This window comes from Microcoleus sp. MOSTC5 (assembly GCF_036701825.1).
GTDB classification, from domain to species: Bacteria; Cyanobacteriota; Cyanobacteriia; order Cyanobacteriales; family Microcoleaceae; genus Microcoleus; species Microcoleus asticus.
Genome location: NZ_JAUBRK010000027.1, coordinates 12,716 through 24,884, shown reverse-complemented (window position 1 = coordinate 24,884; position 12,169 = coordinate 12,716). Strand labels below are relative to the sequence as shown.

Annotated in this window: 8 protein-coding genes; 1 reads left to right on the top strand and 7 read right to left on the bottom strand. The window is 48.9% G+C overall.

The window, feature by feature from the left end; genetic code table 11:
• Positions 1–20: 20 nt before the first annotated feature.
• The 5 genes from QUA54_RS16490 to QUA54_RS16470 all read right to left on the bottom strand — a co-directional run bounded on the left by QUA54_RS16490 (position 21) and on the right by QUA54_RS16470 (position 5,377).
• Positions 21–284, bottom strand: a complete 264-nt coding sequence (locus QUA54_RS16490; RefSeq protein ID WP_333415471.1) for a hypothetical protein — start codon at positions 282–284, stop codon at positions 21–23.
• Positions 285–398: 114 nt separating this feature from the next.
• Positions 399–1,343: a GDP-L-fucose synthase gene (locus QUA54_RS16485; protein ID WP_333415470.1), complete on the bottom strand. Its 945-nt coding sequence runs from the start codon at positions 1,341–1,343 to the stop codon at positions 399–401.
• A 534-nt stretch (positions 1,344–1,877) separates the two neighbouring features.
• Positions 1,878–2,909, bottom strand: a complete 1,032-nt coding sequence (gene gmd, locus QUA54_RS16480; protein ID WP_172188880.1) for a GDP-mannose 4,6-dehydratase — start codon at positions 2,907–2,909, stop codon at positions 1,878–1,880.
• A gap of 226 nt (positions 2,910–3,135) precedes the next feature.
• Entirely contained in the window at positions 3,136–3,867 is a 732-nt protein-coding gene (locus tag QUA54_RS16475) for a sugar transferase (RefSeq protein ID WP_172188878.1), read from the bottom strand.
• 343 nt (positions 3,868–4,210) lie between these two features.
• Positions 4,211–5,377, bottom strand: coding sequence for a glycosyltransferase (locus QUA54_RS16470; RefSeq protein WP_333415469.1), 1,167 nt, complete (start codon positions 5,375–5,377; stop codon positions 4,211–4,213).
• Positions 5,378–5,675: 298 nt separating this feature from the next.
• Here QUA54_RS16470 and QUA54_RS16465 point away from each other — a divergent pair, with 298 nt between their 5' ends.
• Positions 5,676–7,763: an iron uptake porin gene (locus QUA54_RS16465; protein ID WP_333415468.1), complete on the top strand. Its 2,088-nt coding sequence runs from the start codon at positions 5,676–5,678 to the stop codon at positions 7,761–7,763.
• A 466-nt stretch (positions 7,764–8,229) separates the two neighbouring features.
• On the opposite strand, the gene QUA54_RS16460 is transcribed toward QUA54_RS16465, so the two are convergent.
• Together QUA54_RS16460 and QUA54_RS16455 are read right to left on the bottom strand one after the other, a co-directional pair.
• On the bottom strand, positions 8,230–10,029 hold the full coding sequence (locus QUA54_RS16460; RefSeq protein WP_333415467.1) for an NFACT RNA binding domain-containing protein: 1,800 nt from the start codon (positions 10,027–10,029) through the stop codon (positions 8,230–8,232).
• A gap of 456 nt (positions 10,030–10,485) precedes the next feature.
• Positions 10,486–12,039 carry an NAD(P)/FAD-dependent oxidoreductase gene (locus tag QUA54_RS16455; protein ID WP_333415519.1) on the bottom strand — a complete coding sequence of 518 codons (1,554 nt, stop codon included), beginning with the start codon at positions 12,037–12,039 and terminating at the stop codon, positions 10,486–10,488.
• Between the last annotated feature and the right edge of the window lie 130 nt (positions 12,040–12,169).

Sequence of the window (12,169 nt, the reverse complement as noted above, 5' to 3'; positions counted from 1 at the left end):
ACCAAGTCTCTATACATAAGTTATTTTGGGATGGCTAACCTAAGACTGTGCCAGATGTGCGATCGCGCGCCTCCAAATTCTTCAAAGCCCAATGAACATGGACTGAACGCCAGCGCCGCTAGCGTAATCAATGAGTAGTGCGATCGATCTACAACTGACCAATTCTTGTTTTTCCAAGCCAGTACAGTAAATAATGTGGGTAATCCCAAAGTCATGCCAGTAGTCACGGTGGAATATAAAGCAAGCCAATGATTGTGGCAGGTACACCATACAATAGTTTCCATACACCAATTCGCCAAGCTACTAAAGGTAGACCAATCAAGAAAACCAGATTCAGAATGCCGAGAGGCTGATAACTAAAAAAACCCGGTTTCTTGAAGAAACCGGGTTTTTCATACTCAAACTGCGTGTTTTCGATACCAATCAATCGTATTTTTCAACCCTTCCTTAAACTTCACCTCAGCAACAAAACCAAACTTTTGCTTAGCCCTTTCCGTATCCAAACAGCGGCGAGGCTGACCGTTTGGTCTGTCTGTTTCCCAAACAATTTCTCCCTCAAATCCCATCAATTCGCAAATCGTTTCTACTAAATCGCGAATTTTAACTTCGCTATTCGTTCCCAAATTTACCGGGTCAGATTCACTGTAAGATTGAGCCGCCATCACAATTCCCCGTGCGGCATCTGTGGAATATAAAAACTCGCGGCTAGGGCTGCCGTCGCCCCAAACTGGCAGTGTTTTGTCTCCCCTTTGTTGCGCTTCGTGGACTTTGCGAATTAATGCGGGGATGACGTGGGAACTTTTCGGGTCAAAGTTATCTTCCGGGCCGTACAGATTTACTGGTAGCAAGTAGATACCGTTGAATCCGTACTGCTGGCGGTAGGATTGCAGTTGCACTAATAAGGCTTTTTTGGCAATTCCGTAAGGTGCGTTAGTTACTTCTGGATAGCCGTTCCACAGGTCATCTTCTTTGAAAGGAACTGGGGTGAAGTTGGGATAAGCGCAAATCGTGCCGATGCAGACAAATTTTTCGACTCCCGCTTCGTAGGCCGCGTGGATTAGTTGCGTGCCCATCATCAAATTGTCGTAAAATAATTCAGCCGGCTTGAGTTGGTTTAAACCGATGCCGCCCACGTGGGCGGCGAGGTGAATGATGAGATCTTGTTGGTCGGCGGCGCGCTTGCAGTTTTCCAGGACGCGGAGGTCGCAGTCGCGCGATCGAGTCACCGCAATTTTATCAGCATCGGCCCCTGCTTTCACTAACTGGTCGATTACCTGACGGCCCAAAAAACCGGCGCCGCCCGTGACTAGAATGCGTTTGCTGCTTAAATCCAAGCTTGTCATAATTTTAGCCTCGGGATTTTGAATAAGGGTCGATCGACAATTTCAATTCTAAAATTGTTGCTTTAGCAAAAAAAGCTTTCAACTACAGGACGCGGTTGCCCGCAAATCAGTTTTAGCTGCTGCAGATAGGGAAAATGTGAGCCGTGCACACCCGAAAGTTAGATTTATGAGTCGCGAGTCCTCAACTATCATTTTAATGTTTTTGTTAGCCCGCACATCTGAAAATTTTGCGAGCAATTAAGCTGGTTCTTTGAATGCCGATCGCGCTAATGAGTAGATGCTCGAAAAAAACCATAGTATATTGTAGGGGCGAGTACGGGTTAAGAGCGCGAGATACAAGCGAGTAGAGCAGTGAGTTCACCCGTCCTCCCATGTAGTGTTTATTTGTCGCCACCTACTTAGCTGTAACAATCCTCTAATCCTTTATGGATTGTGTGCAGGGGCAACCCCCCCGGTGCGCGCCTTTCGCGAAAGGGGGTAGACACGGGGCACTACCCCTACAAATTGTTCGCACTGACGGCTTTGTTTAGCTACTCAATCAAATCCGTTGCCCGAACCCCGACCTTGCTGGTCTAAAGCTTTCATGTCAGCATCTACCATTAAATGTACTAACTCCTGAAAAGTTACAGAAGGTTCCCAATTTAATTGCTGGCGCGCCTTAGTCGAATCGCCAATCAACAGTTCGACTTCTGCCGGACGCAAGTAGCGTTCGTCAAACTCCACATATTTTTGCCAATCTAAATTGACGTAAGTAAAAGCCAAATCGAGAAATTCCTTAATGGAATGGGTCTCGTTAGTAGCAATGACATAATCGTCAGGCTTGTCTTTTTGCAGCATCAGCCACATCGCCTGCACGTAGTCTTTAGCATAGCCCCAGTCCCGCTTGGAATCGAGATTGCCCAAGAAAATCTTTTTCTGCTTGCCTGCGACTATTCTGGCAACGGCGCGAGTAATTTTTCGAGTTACAAAAGTTTCACCGCGGCGGGGAGATTCGTGATTGAACAAGATGCCGTTGCAGGCAAAAAGTCCGTAAGATTCGCGATAATTTACTGTTTGCCAGTGACCGTAAACTTTGGCGCAGGCGTAAGGACTTCTGGGATAAAAAGGAGTTGTTTCCTTCTGCGGAACTTCCTGCACCAAACCAAACATTTCCGAAGAACCTGCTTGATAGAACCGCACTTCTATGCCGGTGCGGCGCTGATAGTCCCGAATTGCTTCTAGCAGGCGCAATACTCCCATTCCTACTGTGTCAACCGTATATTCCGGCGAGTCAAAACTGACTCGAACGTGAGATTGAGCGCCTAAGTTATAAATTTCTACCGGCTGAACTTCTTCCAATATCCGGCGCAGAGTAGTACCGTCGGTTAAGTCGCCGTAGTGCAGAAACAACCGCGCTCCCTCGCTGTGAGGATCTACATAGATGTGGTCAATTCTATCGGTATTGAAACTGGAACTGCGCCGGATAATGCCGTGAACTTCATATCCTTTCTCTAACAGTAACTCGCTCAAGTAGGAGCCGTCTTGGCCTGTAATACCTGTTATTAGCGCTCGCTTGCGTTGCGTCATCTGATTTTCCTTTGACAGGCTGTGTTAATTCACTTCGGACTTTGTGGGCAGAGGCTGTTGTTGCCTGTAGATCCTCTTCTCAAACTCTACGTTAACTCACAATTCTTCGATCGGCATCAAGGAACTGTTTAGTTTTGACAAAGAGTTTGTCGCTTGCTGTCAGTAGTCAGCATCAGTGGCTAGTAACAAATAAAACTAACTACTGATTGCTGACTGCGGACAAAAATTAATATGCGCCGTTATTTTTGGGAAATATCACAACTCCAATTGTTTTGAATACAATCCACATATCCATCCAAAGGTTTTTGTCATTTGCATAATAGAGGTCGATTTGGACTCGGCGGGGATAGGGAATGTCGTTGCGACCGGACACTTGCCACAAGCCTGTAATTCCAGGTCTTATGGTGAGAATTTTGTTGATGTGACGGCCGTATCTCGGCAGTTCTTCTTCAACTAAAGGTCTCGGCCCGACGACGCTCATATCTCCTTTTAAAACATTCCAAAACTGAGGAAATTCGTCTAAACTTGTCATTCGTAAAAATCTTCCAATCCAGGTAATTCGAGGGTCTTGTTTCAGCTTGAAATTGTCCTCAAACTCTTGACGCAAATGCGGAGAATTTTCCATGATTTCCAGCAATATGTCGTCCGCATTTTCCACCATCGTTCTGAATTTAAGGCAATAAAACCTTTTACGGTTTTTGCCTACTCGTTCCTGTACGTAAAAAATAGGCCCGGACGAGCTTAAGGCGATTAAGAAAGCCAAAAGCAGGTAAACCGGAGCAAACAGGATCAGAACCGATAAGGAAAACAGGATGTCAAATAACCGCTTGAAAAGTTCTCCGTCGAGGCTCTGTAGAGAACGACTTATTCGTCTATCTCCTTGCAGGACAGGCCCAAAACCGCGTCTTGCGATCGCTCGAATTACCTTGCCGGAGATTAGTTGGCTGTCGGCAGTCATCTTACTCCTTCACTTCACACCACACACAGTCCTGATCATAAAGCCTCAAGACGCTTTGTTCTCTGAATTATGTTTCAAATACTCAATTTTCTGCCTTCTGAATACTTGAGAAGGCAGAATGCAGCTATTTTGAAGGCAGCGGAAGCTTAAGGCATAAGGCTTCTGAAGGAAGAAGTCCGATGGAAGCGGTCAAGAGTAAAGAGGGCACAAGGCACTTATGCAGAGGGCTTCTGAAGGCACTTATGCAAAAGGCACTTATGCCTAAGTAAGATTTTCCCCTTCTGACCTTCAGGCCTTCAGGTCTTTAGGCGGCTTTCTCCCACTCTCCCCCTCTCCAACTCTCTCAACTCCCAGACTTGGTAAAATCGCGGGATTGAAATTCCTGATAGCAGTGTTCCACAAAAGCTAGATAGCGCTGCCCAAAGACTTCGGGGGCAAACTGTTCAGCGCGCAACCTGCAGATTTCTGGCTCAAATTTGCCTTGCAACTGCTCAAATTCCTCGACAGCTTCGACTAATGCTGCTGCGGTTTGGGAAGAAAAAAATAAACCTGTCCCAGTCTCTGGATGTTGGCGAATGTCGAGCACTGTCTCCAAAGCGCCCCCTGCTGCATAGGAAATTACCGGCGTTCCGCAAGCTTGAGCTTCTACTAAAGCTATGCCAAAATCTTCGCAAGCTGCATAGACAAAAGCTTTCGCCTCTGCCATGTACTTTTCAACTATTTCGGCGGGCTGCCAGCCGAGCACTTGCACGTTGGGTTTGGCGATTTGCCGAATCATTTCTAATTCTGGCCCGGTGCCGATGACAATTAGAGTATGCCCGAGTTGATTGAATGCTTGGACGATCGCACTAACGTTTTTGTAACTTACCAACCGGCAAACTGTGACGTAAAAGTCTTGTTTTTGCCGCATCAAGGAAAATCGATCGATGTTTACCGGCGGATAAATCACCTGGGCCCGCCGCCGGTAACACCGCCAAATTCGGCGCGCCGTGTGTTGGGAGTTGGCGATGAAATAATCAACGCGGTTGGCGGAAATTACGTCCCACTGCCGCAGTCGATGCAACAAATATCGCGTCAGCAGCCCCGGGATGCCCCGTCCGGCTTTGCTGCTGCGCAAATAGTCAAAAGTTAAGTCCCAAGCGTAGCGCATGGGCGTGTGGCAGTAGCAGACGTGCAGTTGCTGGGGACTGCTGAGGATGCCTTTGGCGACGGCATGGGATGATGAGAGGATGATGTCGTATTCTCGCAGATCTAGTTGTTCGATCGCGATCGGCAGCAAGGGCAGATATTTTTGGACACCGCTGCGGGCTCCGGGAAAATGCTGCAAAAATGTTGTGCCAATCTGTCGCCCGAAAAGATAGCTTTCGGGATTGGCCGATTCAAAGTCGATGAGGGCATAGACATCTGCCTCGTCTACGTGTTTGAGGATTTCCTGCACTACGAGTTCTGAACCGCCAGTAGCTAAGGGCGTCAACCATTCGTGAACTAAGGCGTATTTGAGTTTTTTCACTTGTATTTGTAGCCGATCGAACGATTTGTTAGCGCCAGTTCTGTCAATATTAATCTTACCGAGGGATCACTTACGCACCTAAAGCCATCAACTGGGTTTCTACGTAGATATCTAGATCGAACCAAGGATTTTTGGCATAAACGGGGGTGTTATGAAATCAGAGACAGCCAAACCGCAATCTGCGACAACGATTCCCCCAATTGTTGACAAGAAATACTATTAGGCGGAATACTGAAGGTGATTTGCGAGCGCCTAAATCTTCGGAACGGGCGATCGGCTCAATGTGGTGTGAGGAAAAATGTCCAAATTTTTGTGGAAGGGACTTTTAGTTAGTCCCGCTGTATTGGCAGCAAGTTTAGTCGTATCTTCGAGGGCGCTAGCAGCAGAGCAACCTGTAGAAATTGCCGCGACAGCTCAAGCTCATCAATTGCAATTAGCAGGTGCTGCAACCGAGGTGGCAAAGTCTGAGACGGCAGCGATGACGGTCGAACCAGCGTCACTAGCTAGCAACTTGACTGTTGAAACTATTGAGAAAGAAAGTGCGAACCTCTACGAGGGCTTAGCTAACGAAGCGATCGCCCCAGTTGCCGAACAAGCAAAAGCACCGGAAGTTGCAGCAGCAGATTTAAGCGAAACCAAACCCGCAGTCGCGCCCGCAAATTTAAGTGCCGAACAACCAGTCGCAGAGCAAATCCCCGCAGTCGCGCCCGCAAACTTAAGCGAAACGCAACCCGCCGTTGCACCTGCTAATTTAAGCGCGGAAAAATCCGTCGCACAACCCGAGCCGATTGCCCAATCGAGCCATCCAAGTGCCCAACCTCAAGCACAGTCGAATGTTTTAGAACAAATCAACCAATACAGCGCAGAAGACAGCAGCAGCGAAGATGCTGCCGGCCAAGTAACTTCTGTTTCGCAACTTTCCGACGTTCGGCCCACCGATTGGGCATTCCAAGCTTTGCAATCCCTAGTAGAGCGCTACGGTTGTATAGCTGGCTATCCTGACGGCACTTTCCGCGGCAACCGCGCGATGACTCGCTACGAGTTTGCAGCAGGTTTAAATGCGTGTTTGGATAAAGTTAGCGAACTGATTCAAGGCGGTTCGAGAAATCTGGCGACGCGAGAAGATTTGGCTTCTGTGCAAAGGTTGCAAGAAGAATTTGCGGCGGAATTGGCAACTTTGCGCGGCCGCGTCGATGTTTTGGAAGCGCGCACCTCTGAATTAGAAGCAAATCAGTTTTCAACTACAACTAAACTCAACGGCGAAGTGGTATTTGCTTTGACTGGAATCGCCGGAGGAGATGATGCCGAGGGTCGCGAAGCTGATAAAACGACGGCTTTTGGCAGCAGGGTTCGTCTCAATTTCGACACGAGTTTCTCTGGCGAAGATTTGCTCAGAACTCGACTGCAAGTTTTGAATCTGGGTTCGTTTTCTACTAATAATACGAAAACTGCTGAAGGGGAATTGCGGTTTAATGCTGGGCCTTTTGGCGAGGCTAGCAATACTGTAGGTTTAGATGCGCTGCTTTACCAATTCCCTCTAGGCAAAAGCACTACTGTAATTCTAGAAGCCAACGCCGGCGCGGCTGACGATTTTACCAACACAGTCAACCCTTACTTTGACGGAGACGGCGGCTACGGCGCTCTTTCTAACTTCGGTACTCGCAATCCGATTTACTACTTGACTGGCGGTTCTGGCATAGCTCTGCGGCAGCAATTCGGGGAAAAACTCGAGCTGAGTTTGGGATATTTGGCCGGCAACGCGGCGAACCCGACGCAGGGTAACGGTTTGTTCAACGGTTCTTACGGCGGTTTGGCTCAGTTGACTTTCAAACCGAACGATAACATGGCTTTAGGTTTAACTTACGTTAATTCCTACAACTTTGTTACCGGTACCGGCAGCAATGCTTCTAATTTCCCGGCGCGTCTCGGTTCTTTCGGGCTCGACAGCGATAGCAATCTGCCAGTTTCTAGCAATTCCTACGGCGCGCAAGCTTCGTGGCAGTTGAACCGGAGATTTGCAATTGGCGGTTGGGCGGGTTACACCAACCAGCGCATTTTATCCAACTTGGCTACTCCTACCGGTTCTGTGCAGCGTGGGGATCAAAAAATCTGGAACTGGGCAGTTACTTTGGCTTTTCCCGATTTGTTGAAAGAAGGAAATGTGGCGGGGATTCTGGTAGGTATGGAGCCGCGGGTGACGAATTCTACTAATCGGACTTTGCCGGAAGATAAGGATACTTCGCTGCACCTTGAAGGTTTTTATCAGTTTAAGTTGAGCGACAATATTTCTATCACTCCTGGCCTGATTTGGCTGACTGCTCCCGACCACAATAAAGATAATTCTGATTTGGTGATTGGGGTTGTCAGAACGACGTTTACGTTCTAGGAGCAGCCCACACCGATTGTAGATTTTAGATTTTAGATTGGCGGTTTTAATCTAAAATCTACAATCGCCAATCTAAAATCGGTGGGGGCTTGGGTTTAATGTTTAAACAGAAACGACCAGCTTTAGCAAAAGCTGGTCTGCACAAATAGTTAAATCCGTTGTGTTCCCACAGTGTTTTTCTCACAGTGAGGAAACCCAAGTTGCACGTTTCTTTGCAGCGGGTTCTCAAAGAAATATCATCTCTCTTAAGCGGTATTATAACAACAAAATTTAATTTTGTGTAATAAAACTTTATATTACAGAGGCATTTTAATTTTTAGGGCGATCGCACTCCCCGTCACTTTGTATAATCCAACGCGGCTTCAAAAATCCGGTTTCTGCGTAGGTTTATCGGTTGCAAACAGGTTATTTGGAGTAAAAACCAGGTTTCGATTGCCGATCGACCATTTTACTCACTTTGTATAAATCAAGCTGGAGCTTGCTGCGGTCTGCCCCAGACAATCCGCTCCTGCTTGTATACAACCATACCAGGTTTAGCACCTTTCGGCTTGTATACATATTTCGGTTCTGTATAAACCACGGGGACTTGTTCGCTGTGGCGGGCGCGACTGTAGTAAGCAGTCATGTCGGCGGCAAATTGCAAATCGGTTTCTTCAGCCACAGTACCGGGTTTCAGACGCAGCAAAGCGTGACTTCCGGGAATCTCTAGGGTGTGGAACCACAAGTCGTAGTCGTTGGCGGTGCGAAAAGTGAGTTGGTCGTTTTGGCGATTGTTGCGCCCGATTAATAATTCAAAGCCGCTGGGGGTTTGGTAGCGGTGAAATTCGATCGCAGCATTTTTGTCGGTACTGCGGTAATCTGGTACCTCTAGATATTTTTGCTGGATCAGTTCTTCGCGGATTTCGGCGAGGGTTTGCAAATCTTGGGTGTTGCGGTAGGTTTCCAATACCGAAAGTGCGACTTCAACTTGTTCTAAATAGTCGATTTCTTCCTGTACGGCGGCTAACAAAGGTTCTACTGCAATGCGAGCTCTTTTAAGTTTTTGGTGTTTTTTGTAGAGGGCTTGAGCGTTTTGAACGGCGTTTTTTTCCGGATTTAGGGGAATGATAACTGGTTTCTCGGTTTCAAAGTCGGGGAGAGAAATTGATTTCATTCCCGGTTCCCAATGCTGCAAATTTGCCATCAGCAAATCGGCTTGGGATTTGTGGGTGTCGGCGTCTGCCGATTGCTGCAAACGTTCTTTAAATGTGTTGGCTTTGAGGCGCAGTTTTGCTAAGACATTGTTGAGTTTTTGGGTAAGCTGGTGCCGCAGTTGGGCGAATACTTCTTGATTGATTTCGCCTGTGTAATAGCTGTTAAGTAATTCTTGAACGGAAGAAGGAAGTTCGGCAACGGATTCTGTAACGGATTTAACGGATGTCAGGAAGGAAGAATCAGAGGGCGGGCAGGACACCCCCCCTACATTTTCTGGTGCGGGCCAATCGATGACGGTGTAGCCTTCGGGGGTAAAACTCGGGTGAAATTTGGAGTTTTCAAGGCATTGCAGCCAGTATAGCCAGCGCTGGAATAGTTGCTGCCAGTCGTCGGGATTGAGGCTGTCGGTGGATTGTTCGGGGTCTAAATTTGCCGATCGAATCATTGACAAAACTAAGGCTTTACTCATTCCTCGGTAATTCTTCAGCAGATTGCCCTTTAATTGACCGGGAACCAGGCTAATTCGCGATTGCCAGCGGTTTTGAGATTCGCTTAGACTCGGGACTGCATCGGTCAAAGACGGGGGCATTTCGTAGGGCTGCCCGGTTTGGATGGGACGGACGGTGGACTGTTTGGCGCTGACTTGGTGGGCGCAGGTGACAACGAGGTTGTCTTGGGCGGTGAGGATGACGTTGCTGTACTTGCCCATGATTTCGGCGTACAGGTGCCAGAGGGCGGGTTCTCCGGGGCGTTTGGCGAATTGCAAGTCGATGACTCTTTCCCAGGATGCAACGGGGGCGATGGAAACTAAGGCTAAACCGCTGAGTTGATGCCGCAGTTGTTCGCTGAAGGTGAAGGTGTCGGGAATGCGGGGCGGGGGGTCGCCGACGCAGATGCGGGCGGCCACAGGATGCCAGGAAAGGTCAATCCAGCCGCGCCCTTTCATGGTGCGTAGGGCTAGGGACACGGTGAAGCGATCGCGCTGGTAGACTTGTTCTAAGCGCGCTGGCAGCCATTGGGCTCGCAGTTCGCTGCAAGCTGCGGTTAAAGTTGTAAAGTCTACGGGTTGCACGGTGGCCTCTTTGCGATCGAACTATCTATTTCTATGCTGACAGATCTCGGTCACATTTTACTAACTATAGCCTTTCTCAGTAACATGAGGTGGACGCTTGATAAGCGGGCATAGGGCATAGGGCATAGGGCATAGGGCATAGGGCATACCTCACTTTATTGAGAACTGCTGTATATACAATTATTGTTTACTCTTGCTTCGCGTCCTTCGCTAGGAAAGCGCTTCAATAATCCCGTTAACAAATAACAAATAACTAATAACTAATAAACATCTCCTAAAAAGCAGGTTTTGAACAGGCACGGTGCCTGTTCCACAATAATTATGGGAGATGTCTAATAATATCAATCCCGCCTGCGCCGAAATGATATCATCAGTCATTAGTCAACAGTCAACAGTCATCAGTCAACAGTCAACAGTCAACAAGCACGGACGGTGCAACCGGAATCGATATAACAACTAACTAATAACTTCCTGAATCAATTGCATATGTTTGTACAAAGGTGCGATCGTATTGGCTGCGATCGCCCCGCTAGCAGCAACAGCCGGCAAACCAATTCCGGGAAACGTCGAATCTCCGCAGCAAAACAGCCCCGCTAAAGGCGTTCTCGGCCCGGGAAACAAGCCGCTACCCGCCCGAATTCCGGGCCCGTAGGAACCGCGATGGCGGCGCAAAAACCGTTCGTGGGTTAGGGGTGTCCCAACTAAGGTGACTTCGCAGCGCGATCGAATATTGGGGATAATTCTCTCTAAGGCTTCCCACATTACCTCGGCGCGCGCTTGTTTTTGCAGCTTGTACTCTTCGCTGGTGCGATCGAGCTTTTGCCACAAATCGTAAGGCTCGTTTCCGGGGGTATATGCGTGAATGACGTGCTTTCCCGGAGGCGCGAGGTCGGGGTCGAGGAGGGAGGGAATCGAGACGAGAACGACGTTCTGAGGGGCCGAAACGCCCATTTCCCAGTCTTTGACGAAGATGTAGTGACAAGCCAAGTCCGATCGCACTCCGGCAGCATCAATTCCCAGATGCAGGTGCATGAAGCTGTCGCACTCGGGCGTCGCCTGTCGCTGTTGCCGAAACCTTTGCGGGACAGAGGTTTCAGGCAACAGTTTCAGGGTATCCCAAACGGAAGCGTTGGAGACGACGGCTTTGTGCGATCGAATTATTTTGCCCGATCGCAGCCGCACGCCCGCAGCCCGGTTGTTTTCCACGAAAACTTCTGCAACGTGGGAATTTAGCAGCAACCGCCCTCCGTGGCGCTCTAAACCGCGTACCAGGGCATTTACCAAAGCTGCACTACCGCCGATCGGATAGTCCAAAACTGCATTGGGGCGATACCAGTCGGCGAACATGAAAGCGACTTCGGCTGCGATCGTTCCGTCTGCTGGAAGTCCAGACAGCAGGAAGCACAACAAATTCAGCCAATTTCGGACAAACGGATCTTTGACATTTTTGTCCATAATTTTGCTGAAAGGGCCTGCAAGTGCGATCGCGTCGCCAGCACTTTGCAGGAAAGCCGGCGCAAATTGGCCGAGGGTAAAAACAGCGCCCAAATCGAAGCGCAAAGCCAGGGAGGGCAAGGCTATGGCAGCTTTGGCGTAGGGTTCCATGATGCGCTGGAGTTGTTGCCATTCGGCGACTGCTGCCGCGCCGCGCAGTCGTGCCAGCACTTCGCCAAATTGACTCGCACCAACGGATGTGTCAAAGTCGCCTTCTGGCAAACAGCAACCCCAGGTATCGTAGGTGATGCAGGGGAGTTTTTCGCCGATCGCATCCAAAACTTGCCGCAGGGGATTGGCAGACGGGCTGTAGGATAATCCTGAGTACAGGGAGGGCCCGGAGTCGAAGCTAAATCCGTTGCGTTCAAAACCGTGTGCGGCCCCGCCCGCGATCGAATGGCTTTCGCAAACCAAAACCTCAAAGCCATAGCGGGCGAGCATTGCAGCGCAAGTCAAGCCGCCGATCCCGCTGCCGATGACGATGATTTCTGTCTCTGTGGGGGCGATCGCAACCATGTTTTTCTCCGCTACTTCAGCTAATATTATCAATGTCTTGCAGCTTTAGGACTTAGGCATTTAACATATGCGATCGTCCCTAGCCCTCTTTAACAAGGGGGAAGAAGCAAGCAGTTGACTTTAGGCTCGA